This is a genomic window from Marinomonas flavescens (genome assembly GCF_004352835.1).
GTDB classification, from domain to species: Bacteria; Pseudomonadota; Gammaproteobacteria; order Pseudomonadales; family Marinomonadaceae; genus Marinomonas; species Marinomonas flavescens.
In genome coordinates this window covers 271,626-293,359 of the sequence record NZ_SJSB01000004.1, presented here as the reverse complement: position 1 = coordinate 293,359, position 21,734 = coordinate 271,626, and the positions used below count along the sequence as shown (strand labels likewise).

Here is a 21,734-nt window from a genome sequence, read left to right as displayed (position 1 = left end):
GGCGCTATGTAAACGCCACCGTCGCGACATTTACATAGCAGCTTTTACTAGTTAGCCGCGAAAGTACCCAGCAGGGACAAATGGCATTTTAGTTAATATAAGAGGAATGTTTTTACCTCGCACCAAAGCAAACAAAGGTTCTTCACTAGCAAGAGCCTCAGTTGACACATAGGCCATGACGATAGGCTGAGATAAAGAAGGAGAAAAACCACCGCTTGTTACCAACCCTTTTTCGTCGCCTGCTTGGTTAACAATTTGCACACCTTCGCGTACTGGCGCTTTACCATCGACCAAAAAGCCAACACGCTTACGAGCGGGTTTATTAGCAAACTGTGGCAAAATGATATCTGCACCGGTAAATCCCCCTTCGCGAGCGCCGTCTAAGCGACGAATAGGCTGAATCGCCCAATTCAAAGAGGCTTCAACAGGAGTCGTCGTGGTATCAATGTCATGACCGTAAAGACATAAGCCCGCTTCTAGTCGTAAAGAGTCTCGTGCCCCCAAGCCAATCCATTCAACTTCTTCAAATGCCAACAAAGTCGCAGCAAAGGCTTCCGCTTGATCATTTGGCACAGAGACCTCATAACCATCTTCGCCAGTATAACCTGAACAACTCACCCACAACTCCACGCCTTGCCAGTCAAACTTAAGGCTCTGCATAAAAGTCATGTTGCTCGCCTCTGGAATCAAACGAGCAAATACTGCTCGCGCTTTAGGGCCTTGGATCGCTAACAAAGCGCGATCATCTATTACTTCTACTTCGCAATCTGACAATGATGCTTTCAAATGAGCAATATCTTGGTCTTTACAAGCCGCGTTCACGACCACAAATAAATCGTCGCCCCAGTTGGCAAACATCAAATCGTCGGTAATGGTGCCTTCTTCCGTAGTGAACAAACCATAACGTTGCATACCCTCAGGCAAGCCCAAAACATCTACGGGTACAATTTTCTCAAACGCTTCTTTTACCTTATTACCTTTTAAAATCAACTGCCCCATGTGTGAAACATCGAACAAACCGGCATTTTCACGCACCCATAAATGCTCTTTTTTAACGCCTAGTGGGTATTGAACTGGCATCTCATAACCAGCAAACTCAACCATTCTGGCATTCGCTGCAATGTGTTGTGCATAAAGAGAAGTACGTTTCATAAGATAAACCTTTGATTGGGTCGATGAGTGGAAGTTTCCGATTGGAAACAGATTATCTAAATTACAACCGAATTGACAAGTCATAAGGTCATTTAAATTTATAAAAAATCAAATTATGAGCGTTAAATTAACTAAAAACCTAAACAATCGGTCAAATATAATACTTATATTCTACCGTAAGATATTAAAATACATCTTTTCCAAATGTTTCCAATTGGAAACTTTTTCGATATGATACGAAAAATTGGCGCGAAGCAGACAATTATCGACGCTCTTAGAAAGATGATCTTTTTTCATCATCTTAAACTGCCCTAGTGTTATTATATAAAAGACTCTGCGTTTTTAATTGGGCAATACTGTTTATTTAAGAGGAATACACCATGGCAAATACCGAAGCCTTTTTCAGTCAATCTTTGGCTGATCGCGATCCAGAACTTTTCGCAACCCTTGTTGAAGAACAAGAGCGTCAAGAAACTGGTATCGAATTGATAGCTTCTGAAAACATTGTTTCTAAAGCTGTCTTGGAAGCTCAAGGCTCCGTACTAACGAATAAATACGCTGAAGGCTACCCTACTCGCCGTTACTACGGTGGTTGTGAAGCAGTCGACGTAACAGAACAACTTGCCATTGATCGCGCTAAACAATTGTTCAACTGTGAGTTTGTTAACGTTCAACCTCATTCTGGTGCTCAAGCGAACGGCGCAGTAATGCTTGCATTGCTACAGCCAGGCGACACCATCATGGGTATGACCTTGTCTTCAGGCGGTCATTTAACGCACGGTGCTGCGCCAGCGCAATCAGGCAAATGGTTCAATGCCGTACAATACGACGTTAACCCTGAAACGCTATTGATCGATTACGATGCGATTGAAGCACAAGCAATCGAATGCCAACCTAAAATGATCATCGCGGGTGGTTCTGCTATTCCTCGTGAAATTGATTTTAAACGTTTCCGCGAAATCGCAGACAAAGTCGGCGCTTACTTGTTCGTAGACATGGCTCACATTGCTGGCCTAGTAGCGACTGGAGTTCATCCATCGCCACTACCACACGCACACATAGTAACAACGACGACACACAAAACATTACGTGGTCCTCGTGGCGGCATGATACTGACCAATGACCTTGCTCTTGGCAAAAAAATCAACTCCGCTGTTTTCCCGGGCTATCAAGGTGGTCCATTGATGCACGTCATCGCGGGTAAAGCAGTAGCGTTTGGCGAAGCACTGAAACCAGAATTCACTGACTACATCAAGCAAGTAGTCGCTAACGCAAAAACGTTGGCTGCTGTAATGATGGAACGCGGTTGTGATGTTGTTACTGGCGGTACGGATACTCACCTGATGCTGGTTGACCTTCGCCCTAAAGGCCTTAAAGGTAACGTTGCTGATCAAGCGCTTGAACGCGCGGGTATTACTTGTAACAAAAACGGCATTCCATTCGACACTGAAAAACCAATGGTGACTTCTGGTATCCGTCTAGGAACACCAGCCGCAACCTCTCGTGGTTTCGGCGAAGAAGAATTCCGCAAAGTGGGTCACTTAATCAGTGATGTTCTGGACGGCCTAGTGGGCAATCCAGACGGTAACCCAGAAGTTGAAGCTCGCGTTTTAGCTGAAGTTAAAGAACTTTGTAAGCGTTTTCCACTGTACCGCTAAATCATCTACCCGAGGGCAACCCCCTCGGGTATTTTTTTAAAAAGAGGCATCATTCATGAACACAATTCCAGAAAATCTTAAATACGCTGACTCCCATGAGTGGGTTCTTGATAATGGAGACGGTACTGTCACTGTTGGCATTACAGATCACGCACAAGACCTTTTGGGCGATGTAGTTTATGTCGAATTACCTGAAGTAGGATTAGAAGTCACTGCGACTGAACAATTCTCTCTTGTTGAGTCTGTTAAAGCGGCCTCTGACATTTATGCACCAGTCTCAGGTGAAATCATTGAAGTGAATACTAACCTTGATGATGCACCAGAACTTATTAACGAATCACCTTTTGAAGGTGCTTGGATAGCGAAAATCAAGCTAGCTGAAGGCACAGACCTTAGCAAACTACTTGATGCTGATGGTTACGCTGCCACAATCGAATAACACAGTTCATTACTCTCTTGCTGAGCCCACAAGGCGCTAGCAAGAGAGCCTACTCCTTCATGTTTTCTTAATAGGTGATATAAATCATGACTTCGTGTATCCGTGATTTGCTAAGCAATGACGAATTTATCGCGCGCCATATTGGCCCAGACGATTCAGAACGTACCATCATGCTCAACACCATTGGCATTGATTCTCTTAACGCTTTGATTGAAAAAACCATTCCTCAAGCAATTCGCCAAGTAAACCTTGACCTTTCTGCTAAGCCTTCTAGTGAAAGCGATGCATTACGCCAGCTAAAAGTCATAGCGAGCCAAAACAAAGTAGCTCGTTCTTTTATTGGCATGGGATACCACGACACACTTGTGCCATCACCTATTTTAAGAAACTTACTAGAAAATCCTGGTTGGTACACAGCGTACACGCCTTACCAACCAGAAATATCTCAAGGTCGCTTGGAAGCACTACTTAACTTCCAACAAGTCATTATCGACCTAACGGGCATGGAAATCTCGAACGCATCTTTGCTTGATGAAGCAACTGCCGCAGCTGAAGCCATGACGCTGATGAAGCGTTCTAACCGCAAAAAGAGCAATGCCCTGTTTGTTTCCGATCAACTATTACCTCAAACGATTGACGTGGTAAAAACCCGCGCCGAACTTCTAGACATAGACGTGATAGTGGATGCCAACGACAATCTTGCAAGTCATGATGTATTTGGGGCTATTTTCCAGTACCCAGGTATTAACGGTGAAGTAACCGATTTAACCAATCTTGTGGCACAAGCCCATGAACAAGGCGCGTTAACCAGTATTGCCGTCGATATGCTTGCATTAGTATTATTGAAATCCCCTGGCGATATGGGTGCTGACATTGTATTCGGCAACACTCAGCGTTTTGGTGTTCCAATGGGCTTTGGTGGCCCTCACGCTGCCTTCTTAGCAACCAAAGACGCATTCAAACGCTCTATGCCTGGCCGCGTCATCGGTGTTTCCAAAGACAGCCACGGTAAACCTGCGTTACGCATGGCAATGCAGACTCGCGAGCAACACATTCGCCGCGAAAAAGCGACGTCGAACATTTGTACGGCTCAAGCCTTACTTGCCATGATGGCCGGTTTCTATGCGGTCTATCACGGCCCTGTAGGCTTGAAGAAAATCGCTTCTCGCGTAGCCGCTTATGCCAATTGCTTTGCAACAGCCTTACAAGCCAATGGCTTTACAACCAATGCCAACTACTTTGACATGGTCGTAGTAGACACCAATGAAAAAACCGCAGACATCATTGCTGCAACTCAGTCTAAGTTAATAAACTTACACCACACGTCTGCAAGTCGTCTTTCTATTTCCTTTAGTGAGACAACCACCAGCGAAGATTTAATCGACCTTGCTGACTGTTTCGGTTTCTCTTTGTCTCAAGAAGACATAGACGCGACGGCAGCTAGCACAGGCTTTGATGCGGCGCTATTACGCCAAGACGCTATTTTAACGCACCCAGTATTTAACTCTCACCATAGTGAGACTGAGTTGATGCGCTACATGCACCAACTTGAAGTGAAAGACATTGCGCTTAACCAAAGCATGATTCCGCTTGGCTCTTGCACAATGAAGCTGAACGCCGCGTCTGAAATGATCCCTGTGACTTGGGCAGAATTTGGTGGCATCCACCCATTTGCACCAACAGAACAAGCGGCGGGTTACCATACACTGCTTGCTGAATTGATCGCCATGCTGTCAAAAGCAACAGGCTATGACACAGTATCATTGCAGCCTAACTCAGGTGCCCAAGGAGAATACACTGGTCTAATCGCCATTGATAAGTACCACAAATCTCGTGGTGACCACGATCGTAATATCTGTTTAATCCCAAGCTCAGCACACGGCACTAACCCTGCTTCTGCGGCATTGGCTGGTATGAAAGTCGTCATTGTAAAATGCGATGAAGATGGCAACATCGACCTTGTAGACCTCGCTGCCAAAGCAGAAAAACACGCAGCTGAACTAAGCTGTATCATGGCGACTTACCCATCCACACACGGTGTATTTGAAGAACACATCCGTGAAGTGTGTGACATAGTGCATAACTTTGGCGGTCAAGTGTACATCGATGGCGCCAACCTAAATGCCTTGGTAGGCATTGCGCCTCCTGGTGCTTTTGGTGGGGACGTTTCTCACCTTAACCTACACAAAACCTTCTGCATTCCACACGGCGGCGGCGGCCCTGGTATGGGGCCAATTGGTGTCAAATCTCACCTAGCGCCTTTCTTACCGGGTCATTCTGTTGAACCCGTCATGGGCATGCAAGAGCAACATGGTGCTGTTTCTGCTGCGCCTTATGGTAGTGCAAGCATTCTTGTCATCACTTGGATGTACATTAAAATGATGGGCGACCAAGGGCTGCGCGATGCGACCTTTAATGCCATTTTGAATGCTAACTACATTGCCAAGCGCCTAGGCGAGCATTACCCAGTGCTTTACACAGGCAAAAACGGCACCGTTGCACACGAATGCATTATCGACATTCGTCCGCTAAAAGCAGAGTCTGGAATCAGTGAAGAAGACATCGCTAAGCGTTTGATGGATTTTGGTTTCCACGCGCCAACTATGTCTTTCCCAGTTGCCGGCACCTTGATGATAGAGCCAACGGAATCTGAAAATCTAGAAGAACTAGATCGTTTCTGTGATTCGATGATTCAAATCCGCAACGAAATCAGCCGTGTACAAGATGGTGAATGGCCAGTGGAAGACAATCCATTGGTTAACGCACCACACACAGCAGACTCTTTGCTGGATATGGAATGGACTCACGCCTACTCTCGTAAAGACGCGGCTTACCCACTTCCTTGGATCAAAGCACGTAAATACTGGCCACCAGTGGGCCGCATCGACAACGTTTACGGCGACCGTAACTTGTTCTGCGAATGCCCACCAATCGACAGCTACGAAGACTAAGTTGCTAACAATTAAATCGTTAGCCGTTAAGTCATTCGCCGTCACGGTATAAAACAAAAAGGCGACCCAGATTTGGGTCGCCTTTTTTAATGTTTATAAATTTAAAGGCATCTAGATTTATTGCGTTCGTTCTTGGTGGCACTTTTCTGTGTGTTTCTGTTCTTTTTTCAGCAATAACTGTTTTCGTTCTAACCCCCAGCGGTAGCCCCCTAAGCCACCGTCGCTTCGTAACACTCGATGACAAGGTATCAACACCCCGAGCAGGTTTTTTCCGCAGGCTGTGCCCACTGCCCGCACTGCGTTAGGGCTGTCGATGCGCTCTGCTACTTGCTTATAACTCATCACATCCCCTTCTTTAATGCTCAACAAAAATTGCCAGACTTTCATTTGAAAAGCCGTGCCTTTAATGTCTAACGGCAAATCAGGTCTAGGCGCGCCAAGACTGACATGCTGATCTAGGGCTTCCATCCAGCGATCGAGCTCAGGACTTTCTTGTGCTGATGACAGCATCAATTCCGCATTAGGGTATTCCTTGTTCAGCGCCGCCACCAGCTCACTTTCAGTGTCGCCAAACTGAACACTACAGACCCCTTTATCCGTCGCTGCCATCATCATTAACCCCAGTGCCGTTTTACGGCACGCGTAGCTAATACGCTCTCCTTTACCACCAGTTCGATAAACCTTTGGGGTCATACCTATATGGCGATCTGCTTCGCCATAGACTCGACTAATAGAACCAAAACCCGCACCGTAAATGGCATCGGTTACCGCGTCACCGTTTTTAAGGGATTGCTTGAAACACCGCAAACGAACCGCATCTTGATACGCTTTTGGCGAAATAGAAAAAGCTTCCTTAAACCGCCGCTGCAATCTTGAGGCGGAGACACCGGCAATCTCAGCCAAACTTGAAAGGGTTATCTTCTCATCAGAATAGGACTCAATATAGCGAGCGATTTCAATCAACTGGTCGGTACGGGTATCTTTATCGACAAAATGACAACGTTTGCAAGGTCGAAATCCGGCCAACATAGCGGCATCAATGTCCGCAAAAAAACGCACATTTTCAGGCTTGGCCGCCTTAGTCGGACAAGAGGGCAAGCAGAATACCCCTGTGGTGATCACACCATAAAGAAATTGCCCGTCAAAGGCTGAATCTCTTTCCGCAATAGCTTTTCTCATCTCAGTTTCTGAAGGAATGGACATGATGGCTATCTCGATTAAACAATGGAGTTGACTCTATTACGTTGAATCTATTGGTTACATTTCAGCATTTTTTAATCCGCGCAACCATCTGTTTATTGCTAACTTATTTGATTGCGTTGTCGGCTGATAAAATCCGACACAATGCAAGAATCGGATGTTTTGTCTGTGACACTCTAAGTCGAAAACAATCTAGCTCCTAGCATGGATAACAACATCACAGATAATAAGGCCAACATTAGGCTGCCATCAAACCAATAACATGGTGAATCCCATTCGACTGATCAAAAACAACAACAGGGTTAAAAACAACACACGGATAAACTGACTACCTAACCTTAATGCTAAATACACACCAGTGAGCGCTCCCAGCACATTACAAACAGCGATGAGCGCGCTCACTTTCCACAACACATGCCCCGAAGGTATAAAGAAGAGTAATGCCGCCGTAAATGCCCCAAGATTCACCAGTTTTGCCGATACCGAGGCATTTAAAAAATCAAAACCGAACCCTCTAATAAACAGAAAAATCAGGAAACTACCGCTGCCAGGACCAAATAAACCATCGTAAAAACCAATCAAACCACCAAACGCGACCCCCTTCGCTATGTTTCTTCCATTGGCTTCTACCTTTCTATGGCTAAGCCCCAGATCTTTTTTGTGAAAGGTGTAAACGGCCATCACAATCAGCAATATAAACACCACGATCTGCATGCTGTCTTTGGGAATACTGGCTACAGACATGGCACCAAAGTACGCAAACACAAACGCTGACAAGGCCGTAGGTAGTAATATTCTCCAGACAATATTCACTTTTTTAAGATAAGTGCCAATGGACGTCACGGCGGCGACCCAAACGGCCACTTTATTGGTGCCAAATACCGTTGATAATGCGTATTCTGGCAAGGCATGTATTAACGCTGGTAAGAGTATCAAACCACCTCCCCCCACAGCCGCATCAATAAGCCCACCGCAAAAAGAAAACAAACCTAACGCGATCATATCGGCAGGACCAGAAATCATGATTAACTCCTAAAAAGCAGACTAAATGTCTCAGCGCATAGAAGAATCAGAGCACTGATGGATAAACACCCTGCTAAGCTAATCAACTGGATACCTAAATAAAAGTAACTTATATTAAAGTAATTATTCACTTTTAAAGAGCGATAGAATGGAGCTTTCTCAATTACGTATGTTTAAAGCGGTCGCAGACCTTGGCAGCATCGTCAAGGCGTCTGAGCATCTGCACTGCGTTCCTTCGAACATCACCACACGAATCAAAAATCTAGAAGAAGAGCTAGGAGAGCCTTTGTTTGTTCGCAAAGGTCGAGGACTCACATTAAGCCCAGCAGGCGAGATCTTTCTTGAATACGTCAATAAGATTCTCTCTATGTGTCAGGAGGCGAAACGCGCCATCACCTCTGATGGTGTACCGACAGGCACTTTGAGCCTAGGTGCCATTGAGTCTTCTGCCACCAGTCGATTGCCTAAAATACTGTCCAAATATCACCAATCCTATCCAGATGTGCACATTGAATTCAGCACAGGAAAATGGAAAGAACTGGAAACCGCCGTGGTCAAACACGAACTCGACAGCGCCATCATCGCTGGTAAAAGCGTGCACCCAGATATCCAATGCGTCGAAATCTACCAAGAAGACATTCTCTTAATCGCCCCAGCGACCTTTGACGCCATCCGTTCTCCGGCTGACCTAATCGGCAAAAACCTCTACATGTGGCCGGTAGGTTGCCCGTATCGCAAAGCATTAGAAAATTGGCTGGAGATGAATCAAGTGTCCGCCACAATAACCAGCATCGCGAGTTATGGCACCATTCTTGGCTGTGTCAGCTCTGGGGCAGGAATTTCATTGGTACCAAGAGGGATTTATGAACAATTTAAACTCATCGGCGGGATCAAGGGCTATCGAATTGAACAACTAAAACCCATCAAAAACTACTTTCTCTGGAATAAAAACACCGGTTTTCACAAAGCCAAAGAGGCTTTTTTAGAACTGATTCAGAGCGAATTACGGATCATGTAGCGAGCACTCTAGAAGCTGGAACATAAGACCAAAATCAATAACTGTATATTTATACAGTTATTGATAAAACCACACAAAACATCAAAGTGACATTCGCATCAAAAAACCTTTGGTAACTCTTCCCATCTGGTTGTGTACGCTGGCGATAGGTACTCTCTCTTCATTGACCACTGAGCTGACACGCCTTGAGAGGCAAAGAAAACGTTGCCGAGGCCGCTGTGGTTTATTTTGTCCACGACGCCCATCAGGGCTTTTGAATTGGCCTTATTGGTTGATGGCCTAAAGAGATCTTCTTGAACGTCACCGTGTTCGTAGAAATCCGCAAGCATCACGCCAGCTTTTGCGTAGCGAAAGCCTTCTTTATAAAGTTGTTGAAAGATAGCATCGGTTACCTCTAATAAATCTCGTGTGTCGTCCGTTGGGCTGGGCAACTCTGCCGATTGAGTTTGTGAGTATTGCGGTTCACTGGGAATAAACGGACTGGTACGGACAAACACGCTGACCACGCGACAAAGGCGCTGCTCGCCTCGTAGTTTTTCGGCCGCTCTGGTGGTGTATTTGGCGATGGCCTCACGCAGCGCTTGCTTGTCTGTCACCTTGTGACCAAACGATCGACTACAAATGATTTGCTGCTTGGTTGGCCTTATACTTTCTAAATCCAAACAAGAGACACCATTCAATTCACGAACCGTGCGCTCGAGCACAACCGAGAATCCAGCTCGTATTTCTTTTGGGTTCGCATCGGCCAAGTCTAACGCGGTATGAATACCCTTTGCTCTCAACTTCTCAGTGGTCCGTCGACCAACACCCCACACATCACTCACATCGACCAGCGCCATCAATCGTCGTTGTCGGTCGCTATCCATCAAATTCACGACAGACCCAGTGGCTGGGTATTTTTTCGCGGCATGATTAGCTAATTTTGCCAGCGTTTTGGTGGGCGCAATGCCAATACCCACCGCAATCCCCGTCCATTTGTCTACTTTGGCTTTTACTTGTTTTCCGAAGGTGAGTAAATCCACCACATGGTCAACTCCGGTTAAATCCATAAACGCCTCATCAATGGAATACACCTCCACTCGTGGCGCCTCTTCCTCAATGATCGTCATCACTCTATTCGACAAATCCGCGTACAAAGCGTAATTCGACGAAAAGCACACAATGCCGTGCTTTCTTATCTCGTCTTGAATCTGAAAGACCGGCACCGCCATTTTCAACCCCAGCGCTTTCACCTCCTTAGAACGCGCTACCACACAGCCGTCGTTATTCGATAACACCACCACAGGGGTATGTTTCAGATCGGGTCGAAACAGCTTCTCGCAACTCGCGTAGAAGTTATTGCAATCGACAAGCGCAAAGACAGTCTGCATTAATGACGATCATACTTACGAACCACACCCGCCACCACGCCAAAGATTTCCAGCTCGGATTCCTCGGTAATAGGAATCGCCTTATAGGCCTTGTTCTTTGGGCGAAGCAATACGTTTGGCTTTAACTCCAGCATTTTTACCGTCATTTCCCCATGAATGCACGCGATCACAATATCCCCATGGCGCGCCGTTAACGACCGATCCACCACTAACACATCGCCCGACAGGATACCCACATCGATCATCGAATCCCCCTGAGCGCGCACGTAAAACGTCGCAGTTGGGTGAGCCACACAGAACTCATTTAAGTCTAAGGATTTTTCAACAAAGTCCTGAGCAGGCGATGGAAAACCCGCCGACACAGAATCCACATAAAGCGGAATTCGCACACTGTTACCAGCAATAAAAGAAGCAGACTCTGAAACACCAAGATAAGAAACACGCATAGGTCATCCTAAATACTGTATATATATACAGTATAGTTTCAGAGAAGACGAAAGACCAAGCGAATTTTTGCGAAATGAAGAGCTCTTTACCTAAAGACCAGAAATGAGGGACATAGAAACATAAGGATGATAATTTCAATACATGCAAACCAAAGGAACATATTATGGTAGATCATACTAAAGGGTTAATTGCCGCATCGCGTGAATCGAGTGTTAAAAGCGCTCTAGGAAGCATTGCGGAAGCATCGTTAGATACAGTGATATCTACGATGAATGACAACGAATTACTAAAAGACATCCCAATAATTGGGAGCCTCATCGCTGTCGTTAAAGGTGTCAGTGCAATAAACAATGCTCACACTCTACGTAAATTCGCAAATTTTATAGGTGTAATTAATGAGCTAAGTGAAACTGAAGCGGAACAATTACAGTCACATTTATCCAATGAAAAAAACCAGAAGAAGATTATTGAAGAAACAATCCTATATCTAGATAGATACCATAACGAGCTAAAGGCCAAGCTACTTGGCCAACTATTCAAAGCAACATTTCTAACCAAATCATTTACTTCTGATGAGTACAACACTTTGTTATTTAGTATTGAACAAATACATCCATATATCGGGATTCCAACCCTTAAAGATTATTACAATCTTTTAAAGAGAGTAAATGCTGAATCAGACCCCAGTCAGAAAACAAAGATTAAAGAAGAAAGTGCAAAAATCAACTTTCAGCCATTAATGTCCACAGGCCTCTTAGACTTACCAATTGGAGGAAATAATTTTTACAAAGGCTCTGCAACAATGAATGAGTTTGGGCAACGCTTTTACGAGAACGTTGTCCAAAAAACAAATCTTACTTGACCAGATTTACTTTAGCCTTCCTCAAAGAGTCAGCCTAAGGCATTTTTGACGAGCTCTATAATTCTCATAGGTTTTTGCCTATACCATTGATAATTTTTAGAGCTGATTCAGAAGAATCGCGACTCATGTAGCAAGCAATTTAGAAATAAGAACATAAAGCGGGTACTGCATATTTATACAGTTCTTTTTAAAGCCCCACAAAAAGCCCAGTTTTACGAGGCGCAATTAACTCTGTTGTCGATGTAACGCAGCCCCAAGCCTTGAAAAATAGGCTTTAAAAGCAGCGTTTATGTGTTCACGCTGCGTGCCTTGTGGGTAGAGTCCTGCTTTGGCTTCGTCTGAATAGCGACTGCCTTTCACAAGAAAACGACTTTGGGGCTTTTCGTCTTCAATAAAGGCTTCAAAGGCTCTGGCGCACAATTCTTCTGGCTTGGCGTAATAGACAATATTTAATGTCTGATCTGTTCGTTTCGAAGCATCAAACAGCGCACTTGGCGCGGTTCCCTCCGCATTGAGCATAATCACTTTAAAGCAATTTTCTAATAGTGTGTTTAGCGGATGAGGCTGCATCTTAGTCGCGGTTAGCCAGTTGGATGAGGCAAAGGATTGCGCGCCCAAAACAGGAAACATTTTGTCCCCCATATAATGATCGAATGCGTGGTACCACTCGTGCGCGAGCGACCCCGCGCCGGCATTTTTTGCTAACGCTAACTGCCGTGTGGCTGGCATATAATGGGCCGCCACGCCGGGTCGTCCACCTTTACCAAATTGAAGCCCTAGGGTGCCACGTAATGAAATCAGTGTTTCAGGCCCCTGCAGCACGTCCATCAAGTCGCATAACGCTTGATAAAAATTCACCGCCGCTCGATCGCGCTCATCAGGTTTTACCCAGCGACCCATTTCAATACCACGAAAATCAAATTGACGACGAATCATCACAAAATTAGGCCGATCAAACTCCGAACTCATGTACAAACACCCAACACATTATGAAATATATCCCGCTAGATTATCACACCTAGCGCGCCCTCTCTCTTTTCTAACTCTCAGACTATTTCATTGATCTGACATAAAAAGATCATTTTGCTGTCACGAAAGCGTCATGGCCGACGTGATTTACTGCATCGGCAGTTATAAACCAATATCTTCGTGCTTTTTACTTTATTACGGGCAAACCCTGAATACAGAAAGGAATAATAACCATGAGTCAGTCAATTGATAACACCCGTCGCCGCATGCTGAGCTTTATGGCTGGCGCGCCATTGCTACCACTAGCTGGTGGCATGTTTAGCGCGAAAGCGTTTGCGGAAAATATGACAGAGGCGCCTTTATCTTCCGTCAGCTTTGTTCCTATGACAGCGCCCTCTCTTAGTAATCCCGCTGCCATGGCCACCGCTTACACCAACGCCGCCATGCAGTTGAAATTTGAAGATGGCTCTAGCCGCTTAGTGAAATTGGATTATCACGCTTTCTTTGTATCGGGTGACCGCGTGCCAGATGGTCAGGGCAATACACTCGTTGCGGGTGGTTATTATGATATCAATAATAAACCCATTACAGATCCTACTTTTAATAATCGTCAGTTCTTCTCTGACTGTCCCGATGGCTCTAGCCTACTGACAGTTAAAGACGCAAAGGTCGCTGGCGTATACGGCAACCATGTTTTTGCCGTGGTGCAGTTTGAATACACCAGTCGCGATGGCGCTGGCAATGAAATGTACGGTCGCCTACCTTCTCCTGTTGCCATCCTGACCTTGGATCAAAATCCAGAAACCGGTGAACTTAAGCTGGTTAAATACCACAACGTAGACACTTCAAACGTTGGCGGCTTGTGGATCACCTGTGGCGCGAGCTTGTCTCCTTGGGGCACTCACCTTTCCAGTGAAGAATATCAGCCAGATGCTTCAGACCCAGATAACAAACAATTCAAAGCCTACAGTAAAAATTTATTTGGCGATGAAAACAAAGCCAAACCTTACAACTACGGCCACATGCCAGAAGTTACCGTTAATAAAGACGGCACTGGCTCTGTCATAAAGCATTACTGCATGGGACGACTTTCTCATGAGCTTGTGCAAGTCATGCCAGATGAGCGCACCGTATTGATGGGCGACGATTTCACCAACAGCGGCTTGTTTATGTTTATTGCGGACAAGCCACGCGACCTGTCAGCCGGTACATTGTACGCTGCTAAATGGCATCAAACGTCTGGCAAAGGATCGGGCGCAGGCAACCTAACGTGGATCAAGCTCGGCGAAGCAAACAGCGACGAGATCCAACGCCTTGTAGATGCCGGCATAAAATCAAGCGACATCATGGAAATCCATAAAAAAGACCCTAAAGACGCCAGCTTCACCAAGATTGGCTACAGCGGAAAAACCAACTGGGTAAAATTGAAACCTGGCATGGAAAAAGAAGCCGCTTTCCTAGAAACTCACCGCTATGCGGCTTTGATTGGCGCGTCTCTAGGCTTCACTAAAATGGAAGGCACGACTGTTAACATCAAAGATAAAAAAGCCTACTCGGCGATGTCTTACATCTACAAAACCATGACAGATGGCAGTACAGACATTCATGTAGAAGGCCCAAAAGCCGGTGCGGTTTATGAACACACACTAACCGGTGGTCAAAAAGACAATCATGGCCACGCCATTGACAGCGAATGGGTATCGGTTCGTATGGAAGCGCCAGCGAACTTGATCGGTGAAGACCTAATGGTGCCTGATGCACTTGGCAACACGGCGCATGCAGACCGTATTTCCAACCCAGATAACCTTAAGTATTCTGAAGCATTGCGCACCTTATTTATCGGTGAAGACAGCGGCAATCACGTGAATAACTTCTTGTGGGCGTATAACGTTGACAGCGGTGAACTAGCGCGCATTTTATCTACCCCAGCAGGCGCAGAATCAACCGGCTTGCACGCCGTAGATGAGCTCAACGGCTGGACTTACATCATGAGCAACTTCCAACACCCAGGTGATTGGAGCAGCCCACTGCATGATAAAGTAAAAGACGTATTAGACCCGTACATTCGCGCCAATTACAAAGATCGTTACGGCGCAGCGGTTGGCTACCTAACCGGCATTCCTAAATTGTCGTAAGGTAAACAAATCATAAAAAAAGGGTGACCTCGTGGTCACCCTTTTTATTGAATCTACTGTTAGCCAGTTACTGTCCGTCATTAACCACTGACTGTATTGATATTACCAATACCCTAAGACTTTCCACCAAAGTCCGCCGACGATTCCCCAGACGGCTAAATTCACGACACTCATAATAAAGCCCATGATCCACCAGTCTTCCATGGAAACATAGCCTGACCCAAAGATGATGGGCGATGTGCCGGTGGCATAATGAGTCAAAGACATCATTAAAGAAGATGCTCCCGCAAGTAATAAACCAAGATATAAAGGCGGTGCGCCTAGAGCCAGCCCAGCGGCATAAAAAGCGGCAAACATGGCGGTGATATGAGCGGTCGTACTGGCAAAAAAGTAATGCACATAAAAATACACCGCGACTAAGATGACGACAGACACTCCCCAACTCAGATTGAATTGCTCAATATTGCTTTGCACCACGGTCGAGAACCAATGCACCAAGCCAAGCTTGTTTAAAAAAGTAGCCATCATCACCAAAGCGGAAAACCACACTACTGTGTCCCAAGCGGATTTTTCTTTCAGTACATCCTCCCAACTCAAGACGCCGCTAATCAACAGCACAGACAAGCCTAAAAAAGCCACCGCCGTCGTGTTTACCGCAAACTCAGGACCCAATAACATGGCCGGCACGCCAGCCCACAACAAAAGCAACAGAGCAAATACCGCTACCATGACTTTTTCGCCGTAACTCATGACCCCCATCTCTGCCAACTTGGATTTTGCGTAACGGCTGGCGTCTGGCGTACTTTTGATTTCAGGTGGATAAATGGCGTAAATCACCAAAGGCACCAAGGCTATACACACCAACCCTGGCAACAAAGCAGCCAACGCCCAAGTTCCCCAAGAAATACTAATACTGGCTCCGGTCGCATCGGCAATCAGTTTTACAATAAGAGGATTTGGCGCGGTCGCGGTAATAAACATAGCCGATGTAATCGGGTTTATATGGTAATTCACCAAGGCAAGATAATGGCCTATTTTACGAGAGGTGCCGTCTTCTGGAGAAGAACCAAAACTACTGGCAATGGATTTCATAATCGGGTGAATAATACCGCCACCACGTGCGGTATTGCTTGGCGTCACTGGCGCAATCACCAATTCAGACAATGCCAGCGCATAACCAATGCCGATGGTTTTTTTACCAAATAAAGAAATAAAATAATAACCAATTCGGTTGCCCAAGCCCGTTTTAGCCAACCCACGAGAAATAACAATCGCAATACCGATTAACCAAATAAGAGAATTAGAAAAGCCACTTAGCGCATCTTTAATAGCGCCTGAGGGGCTGTCATTCGTCACCCCCGTTATCGCAACCAGCGTGATGGCTAAAATCGCCAACGCACCAATCGGCATGACCTTCCCGATAATGGCAACCACAGTAGCAACAAACAACGCCAATAAATGCCACGCATTGACTGACACACCCTCAGGGACCGGCACGACAAACCAAATTAACAATGCCAAGCCAATAGACACAATGCCGGGAACAATTTTGACACCACCCGCCTTCATACACACTCCTACACCAAGATGACCGTCAAAAACGACGAATACCGTCGTTGAATGCTAGCGATTTTTCACCATCATGGCGCTGACATGCATCACTCAAACGAGCATCGCTCAAACGAAGGGCAGAAAACACAAAGCAAAAAAAAAGAGCGGGTAATTATCTGGTAATAATTATCCGCTCCTTTGATCAATTTTCGTTAGTCAGACGCTTTATGGAAACACCGCGTCTAATTTTTCATTCATTAACGCCTGCCATTCTTTGTCCAATGGCGCTTCAAACAACATGCGTTCGCCATTAAGCATGATGTCCAAGCGCGTTGCGTGCAGGCACAATCGTTTAAAGCCAAGGGCTTTGGTTTCTTTTAATGATTCAACCGGAGAATATTTATCATCACCGACGATCGGATACCCAGCGTGCAAAGCATGCACTCGAATTTGGTGAGTACGCCCTGTTACTGGTTCACACTCGACCAAGCTGTAGCCTTCAAATTGACGAACCAATTTAAAGCGCGTTAAACTTTCTTTGCCGTCAGTATGAACTTTCACAACACGCTCACCGGATTTCAGCTCGTTTTTCAGCAACGGAGCATTCACCTGAAGTTTGCGTTTTGGCCAGCTGCCATACACCAACGCAAGATAGGTTTTTTGCACGCCTTCTTTTTCACGAAGCGCCGTATGCAGTTCTTTCAGTACGCTGCGTTTTTTGGCAATCATGATCAAACCAGACGTATCACGATCTAATCGATGAACAAGCTCAGTGAACTTTTCTTGTGGCCGCATTTGACGAATCACTTCGATAAGACCAAAACTCAAGCCACTACCACCATGTACCGCCAGCCCTGAAGGCTTATTCACCACGATCAGGCCTTTATCTTCATAGATGATACGAGACTCTATGCTGTCCTTTAGCTTATCTGACAGGGTAGGTTTATCCGGTATTGGCGCTAAGACAATAGGCGCAATCCGTACAATATCATCGTGCTGCAATCGATAATCTGGTTTGGTGCGTTTTTTATTAACGCGAATTTCCCCCTTGCGCAAAAGGTTATAAAGCTTACCTTTAGGTACTCCTTTTAGCAGAGTAACAAGGAAGTTATCGATTCGTTGACCAGAATTATTCTCGTCAATCGTCACATAGCGTACCGCTGGTCGCTCTGTGGAATTTTGATCTGAGTCCGACATAACCAAAGATTGCTTTCCTTTATAATTGAAGCACTTAGTTTTTACTGTTATATTCACATTCACAGAGGGTAAGAGGCAACAGAACACCTCGAAGATAAGACACTGAGAATTGAATGAATACTGCCGAAGCGACACTTCGGCCCTCTATCTTACCTCTGTAACAGTTAATCTTAAATAATAAACCGCATGATTCGGATAAATCTGTGTCAGTGGGAAGGAAATCTCATTAATTGCTCGGCCGCGCGTTCGCGTTGTTTCGTAAAAAAGCAAAAAAACGAGACCAGTATAGGGACTTTTTGTTATTGATTTGGCGGCGACCGCATAAAATCGTTTTTATTTTTATAAACGCATCGCGCACTCCATTTGCCTAAACACTACGAATCGTTGTCACTATTCTGGGCTAAAATCTTAATTAGCTCCTTTTCCTGTGCATTTGTTCGCATCAGCCAACAGAGTTCACACTTATAATGATTAGAATGCTAATAAATGCAACTCAACAAGAAGAGTTGCGGGTCGCCCTTGTCGATGGCCAACGTTTATACGATCTTGATATCGAATCTGGTTCACGAGAACAGAAGAAAGCAAACATTTATAAAGGCCGCATTACTCGCATAGAACCGAGTTTAGAAGCTGCTTTTGTAGACTATGGCGCAGATCGCCATGGGTTCTTGCCTCTTAAAGAAATCTCAAAAACCTACTTTTCTAAACGATCTAACCATGACGGTCGCATTAATATAAAAGACGTATTAAGCGAAGGTCAGGAAGTTATTGTTCAAGTAGATAAAGAAGAGCGAGGCAATAAAGGCGCCGCATTGACGACGTTTGTCAGCTTAGCGGGTCGCTATTTGGTATTAATGCCAAACAACCCACGCGCTGGTGGTATTTCTCGCCGCATTGATGGCGATGATCGCTCTCAATTAAAAGAAGCCATGTCAGGATTAAACACACCAGAAAATGGTGGATTAATTGTACGTACAGCTGGCGTTGGCCGTTCTACCGAAGAGCTTCAATGGGATTTAGACTACCTAGACACGCTATGGTCTTCCATTACTAAAGCCGCAACTGAAAAACCTGCTCCTTTCTTAATCTACCAAGAAAGCAACATCGTTATTCGTGCCATTCGCGATTACCTACGTGAAGATATTGGTGAAGTTCTTATCGATGAGAAAGACGCTTACCAAGATGCTATCAATTTTGTAATGCAAGTAATGCCGCATTTCAAATCACGCATCAAGCTTTACACCGATTCAACACCACTATTTAACCGCTTCCAAATCGAAAGCCAAATCGAAACCGCTTTCCAACGTGAAGTTCGCTTACCTTCTGGTGGCTCGATTGTTATCGACCCGACGGAAGCACTTGTTTCTATCGACATTAACTCGGCTCGCGCGACGAAAGGCGGCGATATCGAAGAAACCGCACTGCAAACCAACGTAGAAGCCGCAGACGAGATTGCTCGCCAATTACGCCTTCGTGATATTGGTGGTTTGGTTGTTATCGATTTCATCGATATGACACCAGTACGCAACCAGAAAGAAGTCGAAACTCGCATGAAAAATGCGCTTGAAGCTGACCGCGCACGGGTTCAAATCGGTCGCATTTCACGCTTTGGCTTATTAGAAATGTCTCGTCAACGCCTACGCCCTTCTCTTGGCGAAACAAGCGGTATCGTTTGTCCTCGCTGTAATGGCCAAGGATTTATTCGTGACGTTGAGTCTTTAGCTCTTTCTGTGCTTCGCCTTATTGAAGAAGAATGTTCTAAAGAACGCACGGCACAAATTCGTGCTGTACTGCCAGTTTCTGTTGCGACTTTCTTGTTAAACGAGAAACGTACCAACATCGCTAAAATAGAAAAACGCAACAACGTTCATATTATTTTAGTACCTAACCCTCATATGGAAACACCTCACTTTGAAGTAGAACGTATTCGTGATGACAGTACGGTTGCTGTACAACATGAAAATAGCTACTCGATCGTTGAGACACCTGAACAACCTCCTTATGAGCCTAGACAAGTAGATGAAAATGCTCGTCCACAAGCGGCTGTAACGAGCATTGCACCTAAATCTCCTGCGCCAGCACATGCTGTTGCCCCAGCGGCTAAAGCACCTGCAGCAGCAAGCAAAGCTAAACCAGGCTTGATTAAACGCATCCTTACCGCTCTATTTGGCGAAAGCAACGCGACAGAAACCAAGCCAAAAACATCAGCAGTTAAGAAAACTACTGTTAAGAATACTAATACAAACCAAAGAGGTGAGCGTAATTCAAGCGAACAACGCCCTTCTGCTAGCAATAATGCGAACCGTAACAATCGCAACAAACGCAGCAAGCACCAGAACTCAGATCGCGATGTAACGAAGACTAGCTCAAGCACTGAAAATACTCGATCTACTCGCCAATCTCGTCGCGAACAAGCTGAAGCAACAACGACATCTGCTGAGAAAACAAATAACCGCAATAATCGTTCACGTAACAATAAGCCGGATAACAAAGTAGACCACCAAGAAACTAGAGGCGAAAAAAGGGAAGTTACAGCTAAAGCCGCTCCTAGAGAAAAGGTCGTTCCTGAAGTTACTGAGCGTAAACGCGATCGTAACGACAACCGTCGTCGCAATGGCAAATTAAAAGAAGATATTCAAATATCAGAAAAAGTAAGAGAGCAAGAAGAAGTTGCATTGGCAGAAGCCGCTACCCAAGCTGCTGAAGAAGCTCGTAGCGCTGATGGCGATTCAGAAGATGCGCCTCGCGAACAACGCCGTTCACGTCGCTCTCGCCGCTCTCGTCAGCGCCCTCAAAAAGCAGACGAAGCAAATACTGAGAACACTGAAGCCGCTACTGAAACTCAAGTTGAACCAGTTGTCGAAGTACAAGCTAAGCCAGTTATTGAAAAACAACCTGAGCCAGTTATTGAAGTACAACCTGAACCAGTTGTTGAAGTACAAGCTGAGCCAGTTGTTGAAGTACAAGCTGAACTAGTAGCTGAAGTACAACCTGAGCCAGCGGTTGAAGCACAACCTGAACCAGCGGTTGAAGCACAACCTGAACCAGCGGTTGAAGCACAACCTGAACCAGCGGTTGAAGCACAACCTGAACCAGCGGTTGAAGTACAAGCCGAACCAGTAGTTGAAGCACAAGCTGAGCCAGTTGTTGAAACACAAGCTGAACCAGTAGTTGAAGCACAACCTGAACCAGTAGTTGAAACTCAAGCTGAGTCAGTTGTTGAAACTCAAGCTGAGTCAGTTGTTGAAACTCAAGCTGAGTCAGTTGTTGAAACTCAAGCTGAGTCAGTTGTTGAAACTCAAGCTGAGCCAGTTGTTGAAACTCAAGCTGAACCAGTGATTGATGAGACCAAAACAGCTAGCAGCACCCGCGCACCACGCCGTGGACGAGGAAAACCTGCTACTAAGCCAGCGACTGAAAAGAAAGCTGCTGTAGAACTGCCTGAAGCAATCCTTGCTCAACAAGAAAAGATGAAGCAAGACCTTTCCGAAAAACGTCAAGCTGCAGCCTCTCGACGTCGTACAACGTCAGCTGGTCGCGTCAAGAATGACCCACGAATAGCTCGTGAAGAAAGCAACACTTCGCAAACAACAGAAGAGTCTTCTTCAGCTGAATAAACCACTTATTCAGAGCAACAAAAAACCCGCTTAATGCGGGTTTTTTATTGTCTATTGTTTAGTGTTTATTGACTAAGCCGAGTCAGACAGGAGAGCAATAACGTCGAGTAAATGGAAGAACAACACTTCCTATTATTCGTTAATA

The 21,734-nt window shown here is 45.4% G+C and carries 15 protein-coding genes; 7 read left to right on the top strand and 8 right to left on the bottom strand.

The features are described from left to right. Positions 1-51: 51 nt before the first annotated feature. Positions 52-1,152, bottom strand: a complete 1,101-nt coding sequence (gene gcvT, locus E0D70_RS06525; protein ID WP_133011463.1) for a glycine cleavage system aminomethyltransferase GcvT — start codon at positions 1,150-1,152, stop codon at positions 52-54. A 380-nt stretch (positions 1,153-1,532) separates the two neighbouring features. Here gcvT and glyA point away from each other — a divergent pair, with 380 nt between their 5' ends. The 3 genes from glyA (at position 1,533) to gcvP (ending at position 6,200) form a co-directional block, all read left to right on the top strand. After that, positions 1,533-2,810, top strand: a complete 1,278-nt coding sequence (gene glyA / locus E0D70_RS06520) for a serine hydroxymethyltransferase (protein WP_133011462.1) — start codon at positions 1,533-1,535, stop codon at positions 2,808-2,810. Between the two features lie 55 nt (positions 2,811-2,865). Continuing rightward, positions 2,866-3,249, top strand: coding sequence for a glycine cleavage system protein GcvH (gene gcvH, locus E0D70_RS06515; protein WP_133011461.1), 384 nt, complete (start codon positions 2,866-2,868; stop codon positions 3,247-3,249). Between the two features lie 86 nt (positions 3,250-3,335). Continuing rightward, entirely contained in the window at positions 3,336-6,200 is a 2,865-nt protein-coding gene (gcvP, locus tag E0D70_RS06510) for an aminomethyl-transferring glycine dehydrogenase (protein WP_133011460.1), read from the top strand. Between the two features lie 117 nt (positions 6,201-6,317). On the opposite strand, the gene E0D70_RS06505 is transcribed toward gcvP, so the two are convergent. Together E0D70_RS06505 and E0D70_RS06500 are read right to left on the bottom strand one after the other, a co-directional pair. Beyond that, the gene (locus E0D70_RS06505) at positions 6,318-7,403 is read right to left on the bottom strand and encodes a bifunctional transcriptional activator/DNA repair enzyme AdaA (protein ID WP_133011459.1); all 1,086 of its coding nucleotides are present in this window, start codon (positions 7,401-7,403) and stop codon (positions 6,318-6,320) included. Positions 7,404-7,649: 246 nt separating this feature from the next. After that, positions 7,650-8,423 (bottom strand): sulfite exporter TauE/SafE family protein, encoded by a 774-nt coding sequence (locus E0D70_RS06500; protein WP_207923221.1) that lies wholly within the window; start codon positions 8,421-8,423, stop codon positions 7,650-7,652. A 148-nt stretch (positions 8,424-8,571) separates the two neighbouring features. Between E0D70_RS06500 and E0D70_RS06495 the strand changes: the two genes are divergently transcribed. Further along, the gene (locus tag E0D70_RS06495; protein ID WP_133011458.1) at positions 8,572-9,441 is read left to right on the top strand and encodes a LysR family transcriptional regulator; all 870 of its coding nucleotides are present in this window, start codon (positions 8,572-8,574) and stop codon (positions 9,439-9,441) included. Positions 9,442-9,539: 98 nt separating this feature from the next. On the opposite strand, the gene umuC is transcribed toward E0D70_RS06495, so the two are convergent. Together umuC and umuD are read right to left on the bottom strand one after the other, a co-directional pair. Beyond that, positions 9,540-10,811 carry a translesion error-prone DNA polymerase V subunit UmuC gene (gene umuC, locus E0D70_RS06490; protein ID WP_133011457.1) on the bottom strand — a complete coding sequence of 424 codons (1,272 nt, stop codon included), beginning with the start codon at positions 10,809-10,811 and terminating at the stop codon, positions 9,540-9,542. Further along, positions 10,811-11,257: a translesion error-prone DNA polymerase V autoproteolytic subunit gene (gene umuD, locus E0D70_RS06485; protein WP_133011456.1), complete on the bottom strand. Its 447-nt coding sequence runs from the start codon at positions 11,255-11,257 to the stop codon at positions 10,811-10,813. Before umuD ends, umuC begins: the two co-directional genes overlap by 1 nt. Positions 11,258-11,421: 164 nt before the next feature. Between umuD and E0D70_RS06480 the strand changes: the two genes are divergently transcribed. Next, complete coding sequence (locus E0D70_RS06480) at positions 11,422-12,120, top strand: hypothetical protein (RefSeq protein ID WP_133011455.1); 699 nt, start codon at positions 11,422-11,424, stop codon at positions 12,118-12,120. Between the two features lie 225 nt (positions 12,121-12,345). Here E0D70_RS06480 and E0D70_RS06475 read toward each other — a convergent pair whose 3' ends face one another. Further along, a complete protein-coding gene (locus tag E0D70_RS06475) occupies positions 12,346-13,089 on the bottom strand; it encodes a CLCA_X family protein (protein WP_133011454.1) in 744 nt (247 codons plus the stop codon). A gap of 233 nt (positions 13,090-13,322) precedes the next feature. Here E0D70_RS06475 and E0D70_RS06470 point away from each other — a divergent pair, with 233 nt between their 5' ends. After that, entirely contained in the window at positions 13,323-15,224 is a 1,902-nt protein-coding gene (locus tag E0D70_RS06470; protein ID WP_133011453.1) for a PhoX family protein, read from the top strand. Between the two features lie 102 nt (positions 15,225-15,326). Here the strand turns inward: E0D70_RS06470 and E0D70_RS06465 are convergent, their stop codons facing one another. After that, positions 15,327-16,793: an anion permease gene (locus E0D70_RS06465; protein ID WP_133011452.1), complete on the bottom strand. Its 1,467-nt coding sequence runs from the start codon at positions 16,791-16,793 to the stop codon at positions 15,327-15,329. Between the two features lie 207 nt (positions 16,794-17,000). After that, positions 17,001-17,972 (bottom strand): 23S rRNA pseudouridine(955/2504/2580) synthase RluC, encoded by a 972-nt coding sequence (gene rluC / locus E0D70_RS06460; protein ID WP_133011451.1) that lies wholly within the window; start codon positions 17,970-17,972, stop codon positions 17,001-17,003. Between the two features lie 467 nt (positions 17,973-18,439). On the opposite strand from rluC, the gene rne reads away from it, so the two are divergent. Continuing rightward, the gene (gene rne, locus E0D70_RS06455; RefSeq protein WP_133011450.1) at positions 18,440-21,589 is read left to right on the top strand and encodes a ribonuclease E; all 3,150 of its coding nucleotides are present in this window, start codon (positions 18,440-18,442) and stop codon (positions 21,587-21,589) included. The last annotated feature ends 145 nt before the right edge of the window (positions 21,590-21,734 follow it).